Here is a 22012-nt window from a genome sequence, read left to right on the forward strand (position 1 = left end):
GGTGACCGGCCGTCGCCGTGTCCGTACGCGGGTTACGCGACGGCCGCGTAACCGGGCAGGACGACGTCGCGGACGAGGGCGGCCCGCTCGTCGAACGGGATGAAGGCGCTCTTGAGGGCGTTGACCGTGACGGTGCGCAGGTCCTCGACGGTCCAGCCGGCGTGCTCGACCAGGAGCGACATCTCGCGGGTCATCGTCGTGCCGGACACCAGGCGGTTGTCGGTGTTGAGGGTGACGCGGAAGCCCAGGTCGCGCAGTTCCGTGATGGGGTGGTCCGCGATCGAGGTCGCCGCGCCCGTCTGGAGGTTGGACGTCGGGCACATCTCCAGGGCGATACGGCGGTCGCGCACCCAGCCCGCGAGCCGGCCGAGCTTGCCGTCCACGATGTCCTCGGTGATGCGCACTCCGTGCCCGATGCGCTGGGCGCCGCAGACCTGGAGGGCCTGGTGGATGCTCGGCAGGCCGTGCGCCTCACCGGCGTGGATGGTGAAGGGGACGCTCTCGCGGCGCAGGTGCTCGAAGGCGGCCAGGTGGTCGGCGGGCGGGAAGCCGTCCTCGGCACCGGCGATGTCGAAGCCGACCACACCGCCGTCCCGGAAGGCCACCGCCAGGTCCGCGATCTCCCGGGTCCGGTCGAACATGCGCATCCCGCACAGCAGGGTGCCCACCCGCACCGGGGTACCGGCGGCCGACGCCTTCGCCATGCCGGCCGCGAGACCCTCCTGCACCGTCTCGACGACCTCGGGCAGGGTCAGCCCGCCGTTCACCATCAGCTCGGGGGCGTAGCGCACCTCGCCGTAGACCACCCCGTCGGCGGCCAGGTCGAGGACGTACTCCTCGGCGGTGCGCAGCAGGCCCTCGCGGGTCTGCATGACGGCGAGCGTGTGCTCGAAGGTGGCTATGTACCGCACCAGGTCACCGGAGTTGGCGGCCTCGTAGTACCAGTCGGCGAGCGCCTGCGGGTCGGTGGTGGGCAGCGTGTGGCCGACCTCGGCGGCGAGTTCCACCAGGGTGGCGGGGCGCAGGCCGCCGTCGAGGTGGTCGTGCAGCACCGCCTTCGGCAGGCGGCGGATGGTGTCGGTGTCGATGCGGTGCGCGGTCATGCGTTTCTGTCCTCGGCTGGTGGTGCGGGTGGCGGGCTAGGGTCTGTCGTTTGGATCAGGCCGGCCGTGACGGACGGTTCGTTCGGCAGACCTGAGCGGGGTCTGGTGCGTGCAGCTGCAAGGCGGAGGAGGGAGTCGAAGCGGAGCTTCGGCGACCGACGACAACGCCGCAGATGTGCGTGCCAGACCCCGCGACGCCGGCATGATCCAAACGACAGGCCCTAGGTGACGCGGAGTGCGGGCGCGGGCTCAGGCGTCCGCAGCGGGCTGGAGCAGGTCCCAGCGGTTGCCGTACAGGTCCTGGAAGACGGCGACCGTGCCGTACGGCTCGTGGCGCGGCTCCTCCAGAAAGGTCACGCCGGCGCGGCGCATCCTCTCCTGGTCCCGGGCGAAGTCGTCGGTGTGCAGGAAGAACCCCACACGCCCGCCGGTCTGGTCGCCGACCCGGCCGCGCTGGGCGTCGTCCTTGGCGCGGGCCAGCAGCAGCCCGGTGCCCTGGCCGGGGGTGCCCGGCTCGACGACGACCCAGCGGGAGCCGTCGGGCCGCGGGGCGTCCTCGGCGAGCCGGAACCCGAGGGCTTCGGTGTAGAAGCGGATCGCCTCGTCGTAGTCGTCGACGACGAGGGTGACCAGGGCGATGAATCTCATCAGGACCTCTCCGGAAGTTATACGTAACACGTTAGGGTACGGCATCGGCTGGGGGTGGGTGTCCACGGTGGGGGCGGCAGCCGGTATGAGCAGGCCCGTGGGCCGGTACCGACCGGTCCTGCGGCTGGCTGCAGGCAGGTCCCCCGGCCCGCTGCCGACGCGGCGCACACCCCGGTGGCGGCGGGTCCCGCGGGCCGGTACCCGGGGGGTGGACCCGATCATGACATCGTGGAGATCGACTCGGGACCCAGTCCCCCGCCGCTGTCCCCACAGGAGTTGAGAGCATGGCCGAGAAGCCGAAGCCGACCGGAGCGCACGCCCGCCAGAACGTGACCTTCCCCAGTGCCGGGGCCACCGCGCACGGCTACCTGGCGCTGCCCCCGTCCGGGCAGGGGCCCGGCGTGATCGTCATCCAGGAGTGGTGGGGCCTCACCGACCACATCGCCGACGTCGCGGACCGGCTCGCCCAGGAGGGCTTCGTGGCCCTCGCCCCCGACCTCTACGGCGGCAACGTCGCCCACGAGAGCGGCGAGGCCCTGCGGATGATGCAGGACCTCCCGGTGGCTCGCGGAGTCGAACTCCTCTCCGGCGCCGTCGACCACCTGCTCGGCCTGCCCGAGGTCACCTCGGAGACGGTCGGCGCGGTCGGCTTCTGCATGGGCGGCGGCTTCGTGATCCACCTGGCGGCGGCCGACCAGCGGGTCGCCGCGGCGGTCCCGTACTACGGCGTGATCCAGGGTGAGCTGCCCGACTTCTCCGCCCTCAAGGCCCAGGTCCAGGGGCACTACGGCGAACTCGACACGAGCATCCCGCTGGAGCAGCTGGACCAGCTGCGGGCCGCGATCCAGCAGCAGTCCGGCGTCACTCCGGACTTTCGCGTCTATCCGGCCCAGCACGCCTTCTTCAACGACGGCCGCCCCGAGGTCCACGACCCGAAGGCCTCCGCACAGGCCTGGCAGAGCACGGTGTCCTTCCTGCACGACCAGCTGGACTGGCCCCCGGGCACACGGCGGACGCGCGTGCGTGTCCCGGCCCGGCCGCGCATCGCCTGTGGCCGGGGCCCCAAGGGCGGGCCGGAGGCGTGCCTGGGCGGACTGACGCGTCCGGACGGGGGTGGTTGTGCCTGTCCGGACCGGCGTGGCCCGCGGCTCCGGGGGTTGCGGTTGCCGCTGCGGCAGCTTCTAGCGTCATGGACAGGGCCGGAACGACCGGCCCGGTGACGTGATCGTCAGGAAGCGGGAATGGACTGGCCGATCGCGGAGGTCGCCCGCATGTCCGGCGTGACGGCCAGGACACTGCGGCACTACGACGCGATCGGGCTGCTGCCGCCCGCCCGGACCGGCGCCGACGGCCACCGCTATTACGGGGAGCACCAGTTGCTGCGACTGCAACAGATCCTCGTCCTGCGGGCGCTGGGAATGGGGCTGCGCGAGATCGGCCGCGTGCTGGCGTCGCAGGTCGACGAGGTCGAAGCGCTGCGGGGGCATCACCGGCGTCTTCTCGCGGAGCGGGACGGGCTCGACGCCCTGGCCGGCACCGTCGCCCGCACGATCGCCGAGCTGGAGCAGTCCAGAAAGGACGGCCGCGCCATGCGTGTCAACCGACCGGAGAACCTGTTCGAGGGTGTGCAGCCCTCCCAGTACGAGGAGAACTTGCGCGAGTTTCCCGCGCTGGCCGAGGAAGTGGGCCGACGGGCCGCCACCATGAGCCCTGCCGAGACCGAGACCGCGCATCGCGAGCGAACGGCGCGGATGATCCGGCTGGCGGACCTGATGGCGGCCGGCATCCCGGCCGACGCCGCACCGGTCCTGGCCGAGATCGGCGCCCAGTACCGGGCCTTGACGGAGATGCGCGCCGTGTCCGCCGAGGACTACCGGGCCATCGGCCGCGCTTGCGTGGACAACGACGCCTGGCGGGCCGCGTACGAGGCGATCGCTCCCGGGCTGGCGGCGTACCAGAGGGACGCGATCGAGGCGTACGCCGCGGCGCAGCTCAGTTAGCCGGGCGGGCCCGCCGCCGTGCCGACCGGCGGCGGTTCCCTGCCCCTTGCGGCGGTTCCGGCCCCGAGGGCCTCTTCGGCTCCCGGGGCTGCCGTCGCCGGTCCGGCCGATGTGTGAGGTCGGCTCCGCGGCCGTTAGATTCGTCCGTCATGCGATCACGTGAGTACGACCTCGACTTCCGCGACCGGTGCGGCCGGATACGCGCCTGGGGCATCGGCCTGCTGGCCCTGGCGGGACTCCTGTGGGCGTGGTGCGCCGTGCTCGTCCTGACGCCGTACGAGGTCGACAGGAAACCCGACGACAGGTCTCCCCTGGAGTGCGAGTCGCGGCTGTTCACGGACCGGGGCACGGCCAACGACGGGTTGCGTGCCTACGACTACTGCCAGAACGAACGCGACTGGCCCGAGGCGCTCGCCGTACTCGGTCTCTCCGTGCCGGTGTCGGTCGTCGGCGTCGGGCTGTTCACGGCCGGCACGGTGAGCCGCCGGATGAGCGCGCACGGCGAGGCCATGCGGGAACTGGACCGGATCGCGGACGCGCGTGCGGCCTAGGGCCCGCCGCCGACAATGGACCTGGCACGCGCCCTTCACCCGTGCGTCGCACGCGCTGGGCAGCTGCCCAACTGCGAGATTTCACAAGGGTGTTCACCGTCCGCGCGGCACGCTCTCACCTCGGGACGCCCGCCCGACGCCGACGAACAAATTGACCTGTGGACTCCGCCGGGTCCTGCTAACGTCCCCGTCATGAAGCGCGCTGCCATGATGACGACGACGCCGGAGAGTGTCCCGGCGCGCTGACAGACGACCTGATCCGCAGCCCCGGGGCAAGTGCCCCGGGGCTTCGTCGTACGTCCGGCCACTTGCTCCGCCCACCAGCAAGGAGACCGCGATGACCACCGCGCACGACCACCGCCGACTCGGCCGGGAACTGGACCTGTTCGACACCGATCCGCTGATCGGCGCCGGGCTGCCGTACTGGCTGCCCGACGGCGCCGCCGTGCGGCACGCCCTGGAGGAGTACATCCGCGCCGCCGAGCGGCGGGCGGGCTACCAGCACGTGTACTCACCCGTCCTCGGCAAACGGGAGCTGTACGAGATCTCGGGACACTGGGCGCACTACAGCGACGACATGTTCCCCCCGATGGACCTCGGCGGGGAGCAGGTCGTCCTGCGGCCGAGCCTGTGCCCGCACCACGCGGTGATCTACCGCTCCCGCTCCCACAGTTACCGCGAACTGCCGCTGCGCATGGCCGAACTCGGCGGCATGTACCGCTCCGAGCTCTCGGGTGTGCTCGGCGGACTGACCCGGGTGCGGGCCATCCAGCTCAACGACGCGCACATCTTCTGCACCCTGGACCAGGTCGCCGAGGAGGCGCGGGCGGCGCTGGAGATGATCGGCCAGGCGTACCAGGCACTCGGCATCACCCCGGCCCGCTACCGGCTCTCCCTGCCGGGCCGCGGCGGCAAGTACGTCGCCGCGCCCGAGAAGTGGGAACGCTCCGCCGCCCTGCTGACCGACGTGCTCGACCGCTCGGGGCTGCCCTACGAGGCGGCCGAGGGTGAGGCGGCGTTCTACGGGCCCAAGATCGACGTCCAGGTCACCGACGGGGCCGGGCGGGAGTCCACCCTGTCCACCGTCCAGGTCGACTTCCACCAGCCCGAGCGGTTCGACCTGCGCTACATCGGTGCGGACGGCGCCCGACACCGCCCGGTCATGGTCCACCGGAGCATCATCGGCAGCGTGGAACGGGCCGTCGCCCATCTCGTCGAACGGCACGGCGGCGCCTTCCCCGCCTGGCTCGCGCCCACCCAGCTGGTCGTCCTCCCGATCTCCGGCTCCGAACTGCCGGCCGCAGCGGCCCTCGCCGACCGCTGCGCCCGTCTCGGACTGCGTGCCCGGATCGCGGGACCGGACCGCGGCAGCCTCGGCGCCCGCATCCGAGAGGAGCGTCTGGTTCCCTACCAGGCCGTGATCGGCGCCAAGGAGGCCGCAGACGACCAGGTCGCGTTGCGCCTGCGTGACGGACGCAGGCTCGACCCGCGGCCGGCCGGTGACGTACTCACCCGTCTCGGCGCGCTGATCGGCGCCCACAGCACCGACCTGTGGACCGACCTCACTGCCTGACAGGGGTGCGGGGAGCGGCGGTCGAGGTGCCGGGAAGCGGCCCGTACTCTGCGCGGGCCGCTCTCATTCGGCCGCCTGGTGCACCGCGTCGAGGCGGGCCGTCTCCTCGTCCGTGAGCCGGAGCGCGCCCGCGGCCACGTTCTCGGCGAGGTGGTCGGGATCGCCGGTGCCGGGGATGGCCAGCACGTGCGGGCCCTGCCGCAGCGTCCAGGCCAGGCGGATCTGTGCGGGCGTCGCGCCGTGCGCCTGCGCGACGGCCTGCACGGCGTCCTCGTCAGGACCGGCAGGGCCGTCGGTGCCCTGCGCACCGCCTTTGCCCGCGATGGCGAAGAACGGCACGAAGGCGATGCCCTGTTCCGCGCACGAGCGCAGAACGTTGTCGGTCCCGGGGTCCGCCGCACCGAGCCCGTACTGGTTCTGCACGCTGACCACCGGCGCGATGGCCTGCGCCTCGGCGAGGTGCCGGAGTTCGACGGAGGAGACACCGAGGTTCCGGATCAGTCCGGCCTGGCGCAGCTCGGCCAGCGCGCCGAAGTGCTCGGAGATCGACTCCTGCCGCATGCGCCTCAGGTACACGAGGTCGAGGTGGTCGCGGCCGAGCTGGCGCAGGTTCTCCTCGACGTGGCCGCGCAGGTCCTCGGGGCGTGCCGGGGTGAGCCACTCCCCCGAGTAGTCGCGGTACGGCCCGACCTTGGCCGCGATGACCAGGTCGTCCGGGTACGGAGACAGAGCGCTGTTGATGAGTTCGTTCGCCGAGCGCAGGGAGGAGAAATAGAAGGCGGCGGTGTCGATGTGGTTGACACCCAGCTCGACCGCGCGCCGCAGCACGGCGATCGAACGGTTCCGGTCGCTGGGGGTTCCCTGGTGGAAGGCGGCGCTTCCTGTCAGCCGCATCGCGCCGAACCCGACGCGGTTGACGACGAGATCGCCCATGGTCCATGTGCCGGCGGCCGCCGCGGTGATCGCCTCTGAAGTCATCGCGGCAGTCTGACACAGGCGGGTGCTGAGTGGGCACGGGCCGGAAGGGAGGCTCGGTGTACGCGTTGTCGGCGCCGTGCGCTTCGATGTGCGGGTGACCGTACACGATGTCGCGCGACAGCTGCCCGGCCCAGCCGTCCTGCGTGAGCACTGCCGGGCCCTGGCCGTCCTGGACCTGCTCCTGGACCCTGACGGGCCGGACCGCTTCCACTCCTTCGTCGACCGCTGGTCGGAGCGGGAGTCGTCGGCCGTGATGAGCAACGGCTCCGGCGACGAGTACTCCGTCGTCTTCTCGCCGGCCGGGGTCTGCGTCCGTGGTTTCGACCACGAGTCGCCCATGAGCCCCTACGCGGAGGACGGCCCGTGGCCCGGGGTGCTGGACGAGGTGCCCGAGGTGTTCCGGGCGTGCGTCGAGGAGCCCGCCTTCTGCGACGAGGACGGGATGCCCGTCGTCACCGTGTGCCTGTGGCGCGAGGCGGGTGACGACGCCTGGCGGGCCGGGACGATCGACTTCCCGGACTCGCGGACAGCGGACCCGGACGGTGCCGGGCACCTCTTCGAGCTGCTGGTGGACCGCTCACCGGAGGCGTTCCGGCGATGGGCCGAGGACTACTACGAGGTCCCGGTCCCCCTGGCGGCGGTGCGCCACGTCTTCGCGTCCCACCCGCTGACCGAGGAAGTGGTCGCACTCCTGAACCCGGCCCTCACCCTGGCCGACCTCGCGACGGACCTCGCGGAGATCGGCGGTCCGCGGGGCTGAGTTCGGGGGCGGTTTACGTCCCGCCGGGCGGTATCCGGCCTCGCCGGACGTCGTGTCACGGTGCCCGCGGCACCGGCGGCCCCGGCCGCGGGCCGACGGACGTCAGGAGGTCTCCGCGTCGATGCCGAAGTGGCGGGACACCTCTTCGATCGTGAAGCGGGCGCGGAGCTTGCACGCCGAGTTCTGGTTGGCGAAGAACCCGGTACGCCACAACGCAGCCTCGCGCGGCACCGCGCGTTCCCAGGTGACCGGGACGACCCACTCACGGGAGTCCTCCCCGCCCGGGTCCGCCGTCTCCCCGGCCCGTCGGTAGGCGCCCGTCAGCGGGAGGTCGGCCATCCGCCGGGTGTCACCGTCGACGCCGAGAACGGCGTCCTCGTACGGCTGCGCCTCCCCGGAGACCGTGCCGACACCCACGTAGCCCACCTTGGGGATGTGGGTGAAGACCCGCGCCCCGAGGGGCAGGGAGCGCATCGTCCGCGAGAACCACTCACCGCCGCCGGCCGACACGAATCCGTACCGGCAGGCGTCGTCCCAGTTCCGGCCACCGGGCTCGTCGCCGAACGACACGTACCAGTCCGTCCCGTTCCACGGCTCCTGCTTTCCGCGCCCCTTGCCCGCGGCCGCCGGCGCCGCGGTCTCCGCCTCGTCCATCAGCCAGGTACGGGCCAGGTAGGAGCGCCCCTCGTCCTCGAAGTAGCGGAAGAAGAGCACGTTGACCGGGACCTGGAACCCGGACGCGAGATAGGTGACGATCCGCTCCGTGGCCGCGTCGATCTCGCTCGCGACGATGGTGAGGGCGTGGCTGGCGTTGAGAGCTTCCGGCGGGGTGCCCCCGAACCGCAGCGCGAACGCCTCGTCCAGTTCCTCCGGCAGCCCTCTGCCGCGGGCGTAGGACGTGTAGATGTCGCGGATCTGGTCGTTGGTGAGCGCCTGGACCCAGGAACCGTAGTCGAGCACCTGCGCCACCACCTCGCGCGGCGTACGGTCCCTCTTGAGCTCCAGGACGTGCAGGCCCCCCTCGGCGTCCATCCCGAGCAGGTCGACGACCTTGCTGTGCCGGGTGAGCACCTGACGGCCTATCAGCAGCAGTGGCCGCCCCAGGATGCCGGGATCCGCCTCGATGAGTTCTTCGAGCCGGGACTCCAGGGGCATCGGGCGCTTGACGACGCGCACGGGCTTGTCGTCCACGCGCCACAGTCCGAACTCCAGCGGCATGCCCGTTCCCCCTCGGATCGCATGACACGTCCCGGCGCCGGTCATGGCTCAGGACAGTATGCCGCCGCTGGATCGCGCGCAGCCCGCGAGCAGGGGACCCCGTCGGCATCCCGCCGCACCCCCGGAACACCTACGGATAGGTGTACGTGTTCAAGGTGTTCACCGCTGTCGTCGGGTTGCCGAGGTCGTAGCGGTCCACCGCGAGGAAGTTGGGCTTCTTTCGGGCGGCGGGGCGGCAGAAGCGCTGGGCACGGTCGGCGAGTTTGGTGTTGTCGGTGGAAGCGGTGGACGCGATCGTGGCGTCGCGGAAGTGGTTCATGACGAAGAGCGGGCGGAAGGCTCCCTCCGTGCGGGTCAGCGGGATGTCGTACCAGCGGCTGTAGCAGGACCAGTCGGAGGAGCCGAGCCCCGACCCCATGGACCAGTGGTTCTCCACCGTCCACTCCCGCTGGTACATGACGCCGAAGCTGTCCCGGGTGAGGCCCGCGGACTCGTCGGCGGCGCGGCTGTGGTCGGTGAAGATGAGCAGCCGGTCGTCGGCGGCCAGCAGGTCGGCCATCCTGGGCCAGCCGTTCTGGCGCACGCCGGTTCGGTCGGGGCGGTAGAGGACGTCGGAGAGGCCGTTCACGCGGGCGAGTTCGGCGCGCAGGACGCCGGGGTCGACGTAGTCCTCCAGGAAGACGGTGACGAACTGGTCGGGGTGCTGCTTCAGGAAGTCGACCATGCGCTGGAGGTCCACCCACAGGGCGACCGGCCTGCTGACGAGGGTGCAGCTGTTGTGGCAGAGGATCGCGCCGTCGGGGGTCTGGTGGATGTCGAGCATGAACCCGCGTACGCCGTCGCCGAGTTGCCGGTCGATGCCGCGGGTCTGGTTCGGGAACATGTTGACGAAGGGCGGGGCGAAGCCGCCGTCGACCCCGTTGGCGTAGGCGTTGTGGGCGGTGAGGAACGTGACCTGGTCCAGGGTGCGCCGGTCCTCGGCAGGCATCGGGGAGGTGACCGGGTTCACGGGGGTGAGGTACCAGGCCGCGAGGTCCCCGGCGGCGCCGACCACGAGCCGCTCCGGGTGGGTGGAGCCGGCCGGGGCGGCCCCCACGCTCAGGTAGCGGTCCGCCCCGGGGACCTTGAGGGTGTACCGGTCGGCCCCGGCGGGAGCCACTTCCCACGCGGCGTCGCCGCTGCCGCACGGCACCGTTCCGGCCAGGTCCGCCGAGCGGCCGAGGCACCTGTCCGCGCTGTCGGTGCTTTCGAGGACGTACGAGGATCCGCTCGCCCGCAGCGTCCACCGCTGGTGGTCCTCGTCGCCTCGGGGGTTGTGCTGGACGACCGCTCCCCCGCTGTCGGCGGCGTTGAGCCCCGTGGTCGCACTCTGGACGTAGTAGGCGCCGGTGCCGGGCACGGCGGCGGCGCTCGCGGGAGCCGGCGCGAGGACGGCGGAGGCGAGCGCCGCGCCTGCGGCGGTGACGGCGAGCAGGGGGCGGGGATGCGGCATCACGGTGACGGTGTCCTTCCGTGCCGGACGAGAGGAACGGAGCGAAGGCGAACACAGGATGCCGCACCCTGCCATGCACCTGACAGTGCAGAACCGGCAGGAACTCCTCAGCAGTACAGGTTGCCGCCGGCCGAGGTGCCGAGGATCTGCACGAACCGCTGGTAGGCGTCCACCCGGCTCTGCACCTGCGCCGGGTTCCGGCCGTCGCATTCCAGCGAGCCGTTGATGCTGCGGATGGTCTGGCCGAATCCCGCGCTGTTGACCATCGCGTTGTGCGGCGTCATCGTGCCGGGTCCGTTCTGGGTGTTCCAGTACCAGAGGCCCGTCTTCCAGGCCACGGAGGCGTCGGTCTGCACCAGGTTGGGGTTGCGGAGGAGGTCGATGCCCAACGCGTCGCCCGCGGCCTTGTAGTTGAAGTTCCAGCTGAGCTGGATGGGACCGCGGCCGTAGTACGCGGACTGGCCGGCCGGGCAGCCGTAGGGCTGGCTCCAGTCGCAGTAATGCGGGTAGTTGGCGGTGTTCTGCTCCACCACGTGCACCAGACCGCCGGTCTCGTGGTTGACGTTGGCGAGGAAGGCGGCGGCCTCCTGCTTCTTGACCGTGTCGCTGCCGGTGTTCGCGAACCCGGGGTACGAACTGAGCGCCGCCTTCAGGCCGTTGTAGGTGTAGAACGAGTTCCGGTTCGGGAACATCTGGTTGAACTGCGCCTCGCTCACGACGAAGCCCTCGGAAGGCGTGGTGGACCCGCCGTCGCAGGCGTAGGGCTCCCAGTACCAGGTGCTGATGGTCGGGTCGTAGCCCGGGTTGTCGTGCTCGGCGATGTACGCCTTGCCGTCGGTGTACCGCACGATGCTGCCGGTGGCGTAGGACTTCCCGGCGACCCAGGCGGGGTAGCTCGAACAGGACGCGGCGGACGCGTCCGCGGCCGGCATCAGGACGGGTGCGGCCGTGCCGATGATGAGTGCGGCCATGACGGCGGGGATTCGGCGTCTCGACACAGGAATCGACTCCTTCGCGAACACGGCCGCGCCCGGCACGGGGCAGAGCGGAGCAGGCCCGGAAGAACGCGCCGGACCGTGCCGGCCACGGCGTCGGGGCGGCCGCGGTGGGGGGTTGTGAGGCCACACTCAACCGCTTTGGTCTGTACCAGTCAAGGGTGTAGACCAGTCAGATCCGACAACGTTGGCAGACAACTGCCCCGCGAGGCGGCGCGGTTGAGGTGGGCCCGTCCCCGGACGCCGAACGGCCCGGATCGCCCCCGGACAGCGGACGGCCCGACTCGCCCCCGGACGCGGAACGGCCCGGACCGTCCTCGACGGGTCCGGGCCGTGTCGACGCGCGGCTCAGCTCAGCGGCTTCTCCAGCACGGCCTTGCGGTGGCTGAACGTCTCGATCGAGTAGCGCCCGTGGTAGCTGCCCATGCCGCTCTCGCCGACCCCGCCGAACGGCAGGTCGGAGACGGTGAGATGGGCCAGCGGCAGGCCGAACCCGAGGCCCCCGGAGGACGTCTCCTCGGCGAGGCGGCGGCGTGTGTCGTCCGACTCGGTGAAGGCGTACAGCGCCAGCGGCTTGTCGCGGTCGTTGATGAAGCCGATGGCCTCGTCGAGGTCCGCCACCGTGACGATCGGCAGGATCGGGCCGAAGATCTCCTCGCGCATCACGGGCGATCCGGCGTCGACGTCGGCCAGCACGGTCGGCGCGATGTACTTCGCGGCGCGGTCGGCGGTGCCGCCGGTCACGGTCCGCCCGGAGTCGAGCAGGGCGCCGAGCCGGTCGAAGTGCCGCTCGTTGACGATCCGTCCGTACCCCGTGGAGGTGCGCGGGTCGGCTCCGAAGAGCGCCTCGACGGCGCGGGCCAGCTCGGGCTCCAGGGCGCTCGCGGTCGCGGGGTCGGTCAGCACGTAGTCGGGTGCGACGCAGGTCTGCCCGGCGTTGAGGAACTTGCCGCGCACGAGACGGTCGGCGACGACGGCGGGATCCGCGTCACGGTCCACGAACGCCGGTGACTTGCCGCCCAGTTCAAGGGTGACCGGCGTGAGGTGCTCCGCGGCGGCCCGCATGACGACGCGGCCCACCGTGCCGTTGCCGGTGTAGAAGATGTGGTCGAAGCGCTCGGCCAGCAGCGCCGTGGTCTCCGGGATGCCGCCCTCGACGACGGCGACCGCGTCGGTGTCCAGGTACCGCGGCAGCAGCCGGGCGAGTACGGCGGACGTGGCGGGGGCCAGCTCGCTGGGCTTGGCGACGACCGTGTTGCCCGCGGCCAGCGCGCCGAGCAGCGGCGTGAGCAGGAGCTGCACCGGATAGTTCCAGGGGGCGATGACCAGGACGACGCCGAGCGGGTCGTACGTCGTCCACGCCGTGGCGTCGGCGCCGAGGTGCGCGGGGACGGGCGCGGACTCGGGGCGCAGCCAGCTCTCGAGGTGGTCGAGGGTGTGGTCGATCTCGCGGACGGTGAAGTCGATCTCCGTGCGGTGGGCCTCGGTGGAGCTCTTGCCGAGGTCCTCGTGCAGGGCGGCGGCGAGGTCCTCACCGTGGGTGGTGAGCAGCTCGCGCAGCTGCTTCAGCCTGCTCGTACGACAGGCGACGGGCTTGGTGCGGCCGGAGCGGAAGGTGGCGCGCAACCGGGCGACGACGTCGGCGGGCTGCTCGGGGGTGGAGTGGTTCACGGTGCCTCGCTGGTCGGGCGCGGCCGTGAGGCCGCGCGTGGTGCTCGTGAGCTGGTCAACATCTTGATGTATATGCCAACCTTTCAGGTGCCCAAATAATTTCCGGGCACACTGCCCCCCGTCTTCCGGGCACGCCACAGCCGTGTTCCTGGCGGCCGTCGGCTCGTCCCCCGCCCGGAGCCGGTACACGCCGGGACCGCCCGCCCCGTGCGGCATCGGGTCCCTCCCCGCTCACGGGCCAGGCGACCGCGCCTCGGGGCCGCCCCTGACCCGGCCGGCGCTCCTGAGCCCGCGCGTCGGCGTCACCCCTGACCCGGCTCGCGCTCCGGAGGCTCGGCGGGCGGGGGTGGCCGGCGCCGACTCGGGCGGCTCCCGTCCAGCTCCTTCCGGCGGCGCGCCAGAGCGGCCCGCTCCCTCGTGTCGGTGGTCAGGGCGAGGGCGGCGTCGTACGCCTGGGCCGCTTCCGCCCGCCGGCCCAGGCGGCTCAGCAGCTCCGCCCGCACGGCGTGGTAGGCGTGGTAGCCGTCCAGGTCCAGTCGCCCGATCAGGGCGAGGGCGTCCCGCGGGCCGGACGTCTCGGCCACCGCGACGGCCCGGTTGAGGGCGACCACCGGGCTCGGGGCGAGTGCCGTGAGCTGGTCGTACAGCCGGCGGATCTGCCACCAGTCCGTGGCGGCGGCGTCCGGGGCGTCGCTGTGGACGGCGTTGACGGCGGCCTGGATCTGGTAGGGGCCGGGCCGGTCGCGGCGCAGGCAGCGGCGTACGAGTTCCTGTCCCTCGGCGATCAGCTCACGGTCCCAGCGGGAGCGGTCCTGGTCGGCGAGGAGGACCAGTTCCCCGTCGGGTGTCTCACGAGCGGGACGGCGGGACTCCACGAGCAGCATCAGGGCGAGCAGGCCCACGGCCTCGGGCTCGTCCGGCATCAGCTCGGTCAGCAGGCGGCCCAGGCGGATCGCCTCCCGGCACAGGTCGGGCCTGCCGCCGTATCCCTCGTTGAAGACCAGGTAGACGACGGCGAGCACCCCCGCGACGCGATCGGGCAGGTCGGCGTCGCGGGGGACGCGGTACGGGATGCGGGCGTCGCGGATCTTGGCCTTGGCCCGGACGAGACGCTGGGCCATCGTCGGCTCGGGCACGAGGAAGGCACGGGCGATCTGCGCGGTGGTGAGCCCGCCGAGCAGCCTCAGCGTCAGGGCGACCTGGGCCTGCCTGGAGAGTGCCGGGTGACAGCAGGTGAAGATCAGGCGGAGCCGGTCGTCGCGCACGGGGCCCTCCTCGGCGGGTGCGTCCCGCGTGTACAGCCGGGCCGCCTCCGCGTGCCGGCTCTGCCGCGAGGACTCGCGTCGCAGCCGGTCGACGGCGCGGTTGCGGGCGGTGGTGATGATCCAGCCGGCCGGGCTCGGCGGCACGCCGGCCTCCGGCCAGGTCCGCGCCGCCGTCGTGAACGCGTCCTGGACCGCTTCCTCCGCGAGGTCGATGTCGCCGAGGAAGCGGACGAGCACGGCGACGGCGCGGCCGTACTCCGCGCGGAACACGGCCTCGATATCCGCGCCGGTGGTCTCCATCAGTCCTCGGCTTCCCCCATGAACGGCCGCACTTCGATGGGCAGCGTGGTCGCCCGCGCCGCCCTGCGGCCCCATTCGAGGGCGGCGTCGAGGTCGGGGGCCTTGATGAGGCAGATCCCGCCCAGGTACTCCTTGCTCTCCGTGTAGGGGCCGTCGGTGACCAGGACGTCGCCGCCGTCGCCGGCCCGCAGGACGGTGGCCGTCTCCGGGCCGTGCAGTCCCCCGGCGAAGACCCAGGCACCGGCCGCCCGCAGCTCGGCGTGGAACACCTCGAGTCTGTGCATGATCTCTTCCAGCACCTCCGGCGGCGGCGGCTCTCCGGCCGGCTGCATCACGCTCAGCAGGTAGTTCTTCATGACGTGTCCTCCTCGGTGTCGGCCCGCTTGTACTGCCTACACGAACGGGACACCGCCGGATCGACACCTGACACGACGACACCGGGAGGATTTTCTCCGATGACCACGGCACCGCACCCTCTCGTCACCCGTGCGCGACAGCTGGCGGCCGGCCTGCTGGCGCCCGCCGCGCAGCGCGTGGACCAGGAGGGAGTGCCGGCCGGCCACCTCGACGCGATCGGGCGTGCGGGGCTGCTCGGCGTGAGTGCTCCGGTGGAGTACGGCGGATCGGCCGCGCCCGCCGCGGTGGCCCGGGAGGTCGCCGAGGTCCTCGCGGGCGCGTGCTGCTCGACGTGGTTCGTCCAGACCCAGCACCACACGCCGGTGCAGACCCTCGTCAGGAGCGAACTGCCGGTGCGGGAGCGGCTGCTGGGTCCCCTGGCGCGCGGGGAGCTGCTGTCGGGGGTGGCGTACGCGCAGCTGCGGGCGTACCCGCGCGTGCCGGTCCGGGTGACGCGGGAGCGCGGCGGGCGGCGCTTCGACGGGACGGTCCCCTGGTACACGGGCTGGGGGCTCAACGACGTGATGCTGCTGGCCGGGGTGACGGAGTCGGGTGAGGCGCTGTTCGCGTTCACGGAGGCACGGGAGCAGCCGGGGCTGCGGCCCTCGCCGCCGATGCGGCTGGCGGCGCTCACCGCCTCCCGTACGGTCTCCCTCGCGCTGGACGGCCTGTGGCTCCCGGAGGAGGCCGTGGCGCTGTGCGTGCCGTTCGAGACGTGGGCGGCCGGCGACCGGCCCAGGAACACCAACGCCTCCCCGGCCGTCTTCGGGGTCGCGGAGGCGGCGCTCCGGCTGCTGGACGGCGACCCCGTCGCCGCGGAGACCGCGCGTGACCTGCGTGCGCGGCTGGGCCGGGTGCGTGAACGGGCGTACGCGCTGGCCGACCATCCCCATCCGCGGGAGCGCGTCGCGGAGCGGCTGGCCTGCAAGACGCGGGCGTACGACCTGATGCGCGCGGCCACGACGGCGGCGGTCGTGGCCGGCGGCGGACGGTCGATGGACCTCGGCGGCCCGGCCCAGCGGCTGGCGCGGGAAGGGATGTTCCTGCTGGTGCAGGGGCAGACGGCGGAGGTGCGCGCGGCACACCTCGGATCGCTCGCGGCTCCTGGGGACGGCGTCTGAGGGCCGCTGTCCGGTTCGGCTGTGCTCGGCGTCCCCGGACGCAGGTGCCCCCGGGCGCACAGGACGCGTGGCGATCCGGCACCTCTCGGACGTGGTCTGACCGCCGCTGTCCGGTTCGGCCCTGCTCACGGCGTCCCCGGCCCCGAGGTGCCCCCGCGCGCACCGCACGCGCGGTGACCCGGTGCCTCGTTAACTCGTGAAGGGCACCTGGGCCGCGGGGGCCGGTGACGGGGCGGACGGGTGCTGCCACAGTCCCCGGGCCGCCAGCCGCGGGAGCACGCCCTCGCCGAACCAGTACGCCTCTTCGAGGTGCGGGTAGCCGGACAGCACGAACTCGTCGATGCCCAGGCGGTGGTACTCGACGATGCGCTCCGCGACGTCGTCGTGGCTGCCGACGAGCGCAGTGCCCGCGCCGCCCCGGACCAGGCCGATCCCGGCCCACAGGTTCGGGTGGATCTCAAGACCGTCCCGGCCGCCGCCGTGCAGCGCGAGCATCCGCTGCTGGCCCTCGGACTCGCTGCGCGCGAGGCCCGCCTGCACCGACCTCACCGTCTCCGGGTCGAACCCGTCGAGCAGCTGCCGCGCCTCCGCCCAGGCCCGCTCCGAGGTGTCGCGCGTGATGACGTGCAGCCGGATGCCGAAGCGCACCCGGCGCCCCTCCTTCTCGGCCAGCCCACGGACCCACCGGATCTTCTCGGCGACCTGGGCGGGCGGCTCGCCCCAGGTGAGATAGACGTCCACGTGCCGCGCGGCGACCTCCCCGGCCACGGGTGAGGAGCCCCCGAAGTAGATCTCGGGGACGGGGTCGGGCACCCGGGCGAGGCGGGCGTCCTCGACCCGCAGGTGCTCGCCGGACAGGTCGACGGTCTTGCCGTCCCACAGGTCCCGCACGATCCGCAGGAACTCGCCGGTACGCCGGTAACGGGCGTTTTTGTCGAGGAAGTCGCCGTAGGCCCGCTGCTCGTGGCTCTCGCCACCGGTGACCACGTTGAGCAGGAGCCGGCCGCCCGTCTGCCGCTGGAAGGTGGACGCCATCTGCGCGGCCAGCATCGGCGACACGAAGCCGGGCCGGAAGGCGACCAGGAACTTCAGCCGCTCCGTGTGCCGGCTCACCATCGCCGTGGTCAGCCAGGCGTCCTCGCACCAGGCGCCGGTCGGCGTGAGCGCCCCGACGAATCCCAGGTCCTCGGCGGCGCGCGCTATCTGGCTCAGGTAGCCGACGGTCGGCGGCCGGTCCCGGCCGGAGGCGGTGGCCGGGGTGCCGTGGCCGCCGCCGACGACGTGCCGGCTGTCGCCGTTGGTGGGCAGGAACCAGTGGAAGGTGAGGGACACGGGGGTCTCCGATCGTGGGGGACGCAGAGGAGTCGGGGGCAGGGTTCCGTTCCCGTGCCGAGGCGCCGGCGCGGGACTCCTCCGCGAGCGCGGCGGCCACGCCAGGGCCTCGGCGCGTCGGCGATCACGGGGGAAGGACGCGGGGTCAGCCCGCCGCGGCCAGCAGGGGCGTACGGCCGAGGGCCGCCGCGAACTGGTCGACGACCTGGGTGAGCGCCTCGGCGGCGGCGGGCGCCACGGAGATCCCGCCGTCCTCCGCCGGGGTGATGTCCTTGTCGAGGGTGAACCAGCCCTGGACGATGTGCGCGGCGCCCATGGAACTGAGGACGGGGCGGAGCGCGTAGTCGAGCGCGAGGACGTGTGCCGTGCTGCCGCCGGTGGCGAGCGGGAGGACGGTCTTGCCGGTGAGCGCGTACTGCGGGAGCAGGTCGAGCAGGGCCTTCAGCACGCCGGAGTAGGCGGCCTTGTAGACGGGGGTGCCGACCACGACGCCGTCGGCGCGCGCGAAGAGCGCCGTCGCCTCGACGATGGCCGGGTGCCGGAAGTCCGCGCCGAGCAGGGCCTCGGCGGGGATCGTACGGATGTCGAGCGGGATCACCTCGTGTCCCTGGGCGGCCAGCCGGGCGTCGAGGTGGCGCAGCAGCTTCGCGGTGCGGGAGGAGGCGGAGGGACTGCCGGAGACGGACAGGACGGTGGCCATGGGGCCCTCTTTCGTGAGCGGAGGTCGGTGGATGTCAGGCGGGCGAGGGGCGGACGCGGCCTGGCCGTCGGGGAGCCGGGTCTCCAGCTCGCGGACCAGCGGCAGCGCCCGGAGGCCGAAGCACTCGACCTCCTCGTGGTAGTGCGGGAAGCCGAGGAGAAGGAGGTCGACGCCGAGGCGCTTGTGGGCGACGGTCCGCTCGGCGACCTGCTCGGGCGTGCCGATCAGGCCGGTGCGGAAGCCGTCGTTGTCCTGCACGAGGTCCTCGAAGCCGGAGTCCTGCCACATGCCCTTGCCGTCGGCGGTGGACGAGCCGGCCCGTCGCACGGCGGCCCCGAAGCCCTCGACGGCCTCCGTGTCGGCGCGGGCGACGATCTCGCGGAGGGGAACTCGGCGCCGTAACCGGCCATGTGGCGGACCTGGCTGAGGGCGTAGTCGAAGCCGTTGTTCTCGATGAGGACGACGAGTTCGCGGTTGTCGCCGTAGCCCCAGTCGGTGCGCTGCTCGATGGTGCTGGTGACGAGACCGCCGCTCACGTTCGGCACCCAGTAGGCGAATCGGACGGGTTCTGTCGCGGGCACGGAGATGCTCCCGGCGTGCTGGAAAAAGGCATGATGAAAGGAGGTCCGGCATTTCTCACGGGAAATGGCGGACGGCTTCGCATTTCATGGATCGCGACGGTGACCGGAAAAGGAAGGCGCCGCGTGGAAAAGGGCGGAGCCGGGCCTTGTGCGGGTGGCGGGGGCCGGGCCGGACGCCGCTGTGAGGGGGAGCCGGCCGCCGGTGCGAAGGGGACCCTACCGTCGGGAATCGTCAGGCTTCACGACAACAGAAGGAGCTGGAGACACGCGCGAGGTCGACATGGCGTCGCCGCGTGAGGTCCAGTCGCATCGTCATGTCGTCGATCGTCGCAGCCGGCCGTCGAGGCCGTCAAGGAACGGCGGCCCGGTCTCGTCATCCGGACCGCCGAATTTCACGAAGGCGTGACAGGGAAACCCTTGAACCCCTCGGTGCGCCGCCCGCATTCTGCTGCGGTGCGAACAGAGCAGCTGGAATACATAGCGGCGGTCACCCGGCTCGGTTCCCTGCGCCGGGCCGCCGAGGAACTCCATCTCTCGCAGCCCGCGTTGAGCGAGACGGTGCGCAATCTGGAGCGGGAGCTGGGAGTCGATCTGCTGGAGCGCAAACGCTCGGGCGCGCGGATGAGCGCGGAGGGCCGCGAGCTGCTGCCGCACATCATCAACGTGCTGGACGCGGTGGACCGGCTGCGGGGCGCGGCGGGCGAGCAGCACCGCATCAGCCGTATGGTCCGCGTCGGCACGGTGAACGCGGCGACGGTGCCGCTGCTGATCCCCGCCGTCCGGGAGTTCCGCGCGGCCCATCCCCTGACCCAGGTGGAGGTGGTGGGCGCCCAGCAGTCCGACATCCACCGCACCCTGGCGGAGGGCGGCCTCGACCTCGGGCTGGTCAACCACCTCGACGGCGACGACATGCCGGCCGGTTTCGAGAGCACCGAACTCCTGCGCGGAAGGCCGGTGTTGTGCGTGCATCCGGACAGTCCGCTGACCGCACTGCCGGTCGTGCCGGTGTCCGCACTCCTCGACGAACCGCTGATCGCGATGCGCTCCGGGTACGTCATGCACCGCTACGTCCGGCGGCTGCTGGAGGGGCACGGGCCCGTCTTCGCGTACTCGACGGACGGCGCCGAGATGGGCAAGCTGATGGTCGCCGAGGGACTCGGCTGCACGGTGCTGCCCGACTTCAGCGTCGTCGGCGACCCGCTGGAGCGGCGCGGCGCGATCACCCACCGTCCGCTCGGCGACGACACGACCCGGGTCCTGCTGATGCTGCGGCGCCGCCGGGCCGAGTCGGTCCCGCGCGCGGCCCAGGACCTGCACGAGGCGTTCGTGCGCAGGTCCGCCGAGCTGGGCGGGTCCGTGAGCCGACCGGACCGGCCGACGCGCATGCCCGAATGAACTCGGCGGCACGGCCGAGGCGTTGGGCGCGCTCGGGACCGGCCGGGAAGGAGGGCACCGTACCGCTTCGGCGGGTGCGCGACACCGAACTCGCCGTTCCCCCCTGCGACATCCGCCCCCGCCCCTACGCTGTGTAGCACCGCGACAGCAGTCGGGAGGTGAACGGGCCTGCTCATGAGCGAGCACGAGGAGCACACGCGGCATCCCGGGACGATACCGGTCCAGCAGATGCGACCGGGCGACCACGCGTTCTTCGGCTACGAGGGTGACACCCACGGCCGGGACGTGATGTCCGCGTTCGTGTGGGCGGGCCTGGCCCGCGGCGAGAAGGTCATCGTCTTCGGACCCCCGCATCTGACGGAGAGCCAGCTCTGGTCGGCCTTCGAGGAGGCGCCCGGCCCGCTGCTGGCGACGGCCCGGCACACGGGCCGCCTTTCGCTGAGCAGCATGCGCCAACTCATCGCGCCGCAGCGGGAGTTCACAGCGGACCGGCAGTGGGAGCGGATCACCGAGGAGACCCGCAGCGCACGCGCCGAGGGCTTCACCGGGCTGCGCACCTACATCGACATGGGCTGGGTGGCGGACCTCGGCGCCGACGTCGAGGCGATGATGGACCGGGAGCAGCGGGCCGGGCACCTGTTCGCCGACGGCTTCTACAGCGAGATCTGCGCCTATGACGAGGACCGCTTCGAGGAGCCGGTGCTGCGGACCATGCGGCACGCGCACCCACGTGATCTCCTCACCCGGATCGGGCAGTTGAGGTGCCTGCGCGCGGGGAGGACGCTGCACGTGGTCGGTGAGGCCGATCTGACCACCCGGGCACACTTCGTCCGCGCGCTGCGGGACACGCTGGACCGCAGCCCCGGGGACGTCCCGGTCACGATGGATCTGCGGCGCGTCGAATTCCTGAGCGTGCGCTGTGCGCGGGATCTGGTGCGGCTGCTGGGCGGGGACGCCGGGCGCCCGGTGCGGATCCGCTGCTCCGCCCGTCACGCCACGCTGCTGAGCCGCCTGGGTGCGCGACCGGCCGACATCGAAGTGTCCGGGTGATCGGTCCATGGCTCTGGACACCGGTGACGGACGTGCGCCGACCGCTCAGGACGTCCTGCTGCGCAGCCGGTTCGCGGGTGCCGACATCCCGCGCCTGCGAGTGCTCGTGGAGGGTCACGCGACCCTGGCCGGGCTCGTGGAGGCGCGGCGCGCCGACTTCGTCGTGGCCATGGACGCCGTGGCCACCAACGCCGTCCAGCACGGCGGCGGGGACGGGACGCTGGTCCTGCTGCGGCGGGGCGGTGAGCTCGAGTGCCGGATCAGCGACCGGGGTCCCGGCTGCACGGAGGCCGTGCTCACGGGCCTCGCCCACGGCCCCGGAGGGCCCGCGCGGGGCGGCGGGCTGTGGCTGACCCGGCTCGTGGCCGACCGGCTCTCCATCACGCCCGGCGCCCCCGGGACGACCGTCAGCTTCGCGATGCGGCTGCTCTGACGCCCGCGGCGCCCGCCTCCCGCGAGCGACGGGCCGGGCTGCCCCTCCGGTCCGGGACCACTCCTGGTTCCTGGGCCGCCGGCCCGCTCACCCGCGGCCCGGTGCCGGCGGACGCGGCCACCAGCCACCCGGCACCGGGCGGACGCCTCAGCCCCCGCCCGGTGCCGGCGAGGCGCTCACCCCGCCGGCCCGCGTCGGACTCAGCCCCTGCCGTCTTCGTCCCGCGCCGGGACCACCACGAGGAACGCGTCCGACTTGAGGTCCATCACCACGGTGGCGGGCTCACCCTCGGCCCGGCGGCGGGCGGCGTACTCCTCCGCCGGCCACGATCCGCGCGGAGACCCCGCTGGAAACCGCTCCAACACCTTCGCACCCATACCGGCAGACACCTCCGCCATCGACTCCGCCTGGAAACTTCGTACATACCGGCTGCCCGCGTTCCGCCGGGAC

21 protein-coding genes and 2 pseudogenes are annotated in these 22012 nt (G+C 72.5%); 9 read left to right on the forward strand and 14 right to left on the reverse strand.

Annotated elements, in window-relative coordinates; translation table 11 throughout:
* Positions 1-32: 32 nt before the first annotated feature.
* Both ACWGIS_RS33950 and ACWGIS_RS33955 read right to left on the reverse strand, forming a co-directional pair.
* A complete protein-coding gene (locus tag ACWGIS_RS33950) occupies positions 33-1103 on the reverse strand; it encodes an adenosine deaminase (RefSeq protein ID WP_453366346.1) in 1071 nt (356 codons plus the stop codon).
* 249 nt (positions 1104-1352) lie between these two features.
* Entirely contained in the window at positions 1353-1751 is a 399-nt protein-coding gene (locus tag ACWGIS_RS33955) for a VOC family protein (RefSeq protein ID WP_453366347.1), read from the reverse strand.
* A 284-nt stretch (positions 1752-2035) separates the two neighbouring features.
* On the opposite strand from ACWGIS_RS33955, the pseudogene ACWGIS_RS33960 reads away from it, so the two are divergent.
* The 4 genes and pseudogenes from ACWGIS_RS33960 to thrS all read left to right on the forward strand — a co-directional run.
* A pseudogene (locus tag ACWGIS_RS33960) lies at positions 2036-2740 on the forward strand (dienelactone hydrolase family protein); the annotation flags it as partial.
* A gap of 252 nt (positions 2741-2992) precedes the next feature.
* Complete coding sequence (locus ACWGIS_RS33965) at positions 2993-3751, forward strand: MerR family transcriptional regulator (RefSeq protein WP_453366348.1); 759 nt, start codon at positions 2993-2995, stop codon at positions 3749-3751.
* Positions 3752-3900: 149 nt separating this feature from the next.
* On the forward strand, positions 3901-4302 hold the full coding sequence (locus ACWGIS_RS33970; RefSeq protein ID WP_453366349.1) for a hypothetical protein: 402 nt from the start codon (positions 3901-3903) through the stop codon (positions 4300-4302).
* A gap of 337 nt (positions 4303-4639) precedes the next feature.
* Positions 4640-5875 carry a threonine--tRNA ligase gene (gene thrS / locus ACWGIS_RS33975; protein WP_453366350.1) on the forward strand — a complete coding sequence of 412 codons (1236 nt, stop codon included), beginning with the start codon at positions 4640-4642 and terminating at the stop codon, positions 5873-5875.
* 63 nt (positions 5876-5938) lie between these two features.
* Here thrS and ACWGIS_RS33980 read toward each other — a convergent pair whose 3' ends face one another.
* Complete coding sequence (locus ACWGIS_RS33980; RefSeq protein WP_453366351.1) at positions 5939-6853, reverse strand: aldo/keto reductase; 915 nt, start codon at positions 6851-6853, stop codon at positions 5939-5941.
* Positions 6854-6947: 94 nt separating this feature from the next.
* On the opposite strand from ACWGIS_RS33980, the gene ACWGIS_RS33985 reads away from it, so the two are divergent.
* Positions 6948-7613, forward strand: coding sequence for a hypothetical protein (locus tag ACWGIS_RS33985; protein ID WP_453366352.1), 666 nt, complete (start codon positions 6948-6950; stop codon positions 7611-7613).
* Between the two features lie 102 nt (positions 7614-7715).
* On the opposite strand, the gene ACWGIS_RS33990 is transcribed toward ACWGIS_RS33985, so the two are convergent.
* From ACWGIS_RS33990 to ACWGIS_RS34015, 6 genes are all read right to left on the reverse strand, one after another.
* The gene (locus ACWGIS_RS33990; RefSeq protein WP_453366353.1) at positions 7716-8831 is read right to left on the reverse strand and encodes an endonuclease NucS domain-containing protein; all 1116 of its coding nucleotides are present in this window, start codon (positions 8829-8831) and stop codon (positions 7716-7718) included.
* Positions 8832-8961: 130 nt separating this feature from the next.
* Positions 8962-10323 (reverse strand): phospholipase, encoded by a 1362-nt coding sequence (locus ACWGIS_RS33995; RefSeq protein ID WP_453366354.1) that lies wholly within the window; start codon positions 10321-10323, stop codon positions 8962-8964.
* 107 nt (positions 10324-10430) lie between these two features.
* On the reverse strand, positions 10431-11321 hold the full coding sequence (locus ACWGIS_RS34000) for a glycoside hydrolase family 19 protein (protein ID WP_453366355.1): 891 nt from the start codon (positions 11319-11321) through the stop codon (positions 10431-10433).
* Between the two features lie 345 nt (positions 11322-11666).
* Entirely contained in the window at positions 11667-12989 is a 1323-nt protein-coding gene (locus tag ACWGIS_RS34005; RefSeq protein ID WP_453366356.1) for an aldehyde dehydrogenase family protein, read from the reverse strand.
* 302 nt (positions 12990-13291) lie between these two features.
* Entirely contained in the window at positions 13292-14554 is a 1263-nt protein-coding gene (locus ACWGIS_RS34010; protein ID WP_453366357.1) for an RNA polymerase sigma factor, read from the reverse strand.
* Positions 14554-14910 (reverse strand): YciI family protein, encoded by a 357-nt coding sequence (locus tag ACWGIS_RS34015; RefSeq protein ID WP_453366358.1) that lies wholly within the window; start codon positions 14908-14910, stop codon positions 14554-14556. Before ACWGIS_RS34015 ends, ACWGIS_RS34010 begins: the two co-directional genes overlap by 1 nt.
* Positions 14911-15009: 99 nt before the next feature.
* On the opposite strand from ACWGIS_RS34015, the gene ACWGIS_RS34020 reads away from it, so the two are divergent.
* Entirely contained in the window at positions 15010-16071 is a 1062-nt protein-coding gene (locus tag ACWGIS_RS34020) for an acyl-CoA dehydrogenase family protein (RefSeq protein ID WP_453366359.1), read from the forward strand.
* A 189-nt stretch (positions 16072-16260) separates the two neighbouring features.
* Here ACWGIS_RS34020 and ACWGIS_RS34025 read toward each other — a convergent pair whose 3' ends face one another.
* The 4 genes and pseudogenes from ACWGIS_RS34025 to ACWGIS_RS34040 form a co-directional block, all read right to left on the reverse strand.
* Positions 16261-17403: an LLM class flavin-dependent oxidoreductase gene (locus ACWGIS_RS34025; protein WP_453366360.1), complete on the reverse strand. Its 1143-nt coding sequence runs from the start codon at positions 17401-17403 to the stop codon at positions 16261-16263.
* A 145-nt stretch (positions 17404-17548) separates the two neighbouring features.
* Entirely contained in the window at positions 17549-18103 is a 555-nt protein-coding gene (gene ssuE / locus ACWGIS_RS34030; RefSeq protein WP_453366374.1) for an NADPH-dependent FMN reductase, read from the reverse strand.
* A 48-nt stretch (positions 18104-18151) separates the two neighbouring features.
* A pseudogene (locus ACWGIS_RS34035) lies at positions 18152-18684 on the reverse strand (hypothetical protein); the annotation flags it as partial.
* A 232-nt stretch (positions 18685-18916) separates the two neighbouring features.
* Entirely contained in the window at positions 18917-19000 is an 84-nt protein-coding gene (locus ACWGIS_RS34040) for a putative leader peptide (protein WP_369252014.1), read from the reverse strand.
* Positions 19001-19137: 137 nt separating this feature from the next.
* Here ACWGIS_RS34040 and ACWGIS_RS34045 point away from each other — a divergent pair, with 137 nt between their 5' ends.
* From ACWGIS_RS34045 to ACWGIS_RS34055, 3 genes are all read left to right on the forward strand, one after another.
* Positions 19138-20079, forward strand: a complete 942-nt coding sequence (locus ACWGIS_RS34045; protein ID WP_453366361.1) for a LysR family transcriptional regulator — start codon at positions 19138-19140, stop codon at positions 20077-20079.
* A 174-nt stretch (positions 20080-20253) separates the two neighbouring features.
* Positions 20254-21129, forward strand: a complete 876-nt coding sequence (locus ACWGIS_RS34050; RefSeq protein WP_453366362.1) for an MEDS domain-containing protein — start codon at positions 20254-20256, stop codon at positions 21127-21129.
* Between the two features lie 7 nt (positions 21130-21136).
* Entirely contained in the window at positions 21137-21562 is a 426-nt protein-coding gene (locus ACWGIS_RS34055) for an ATP-binding protein (RefSeq protein ID WP_453366363.1), read from the forward strand.
* A 200-nt stretch (positions 21563-21762) separates the two neighbouring features.
* On the opposite strand, the gene ACWGIS_RS34060 is transcribed toward ACWGIS_RS34055, so the two are convergent.
* Complete coding sequence (locus tag ACWGIS_RS34060) at positions 21763-21960, reverse strand: hypothetical protein (protein WP_453366364.1); 198 nt, start codon at positions 21958-21960, stop codon at positions 21763-21765.
* Positions 21961-22012: the final 52 nt, after the last annotated feature.

Source organism: Streptomyces sp. NPDC054842 (assembly GCF_053611025.1).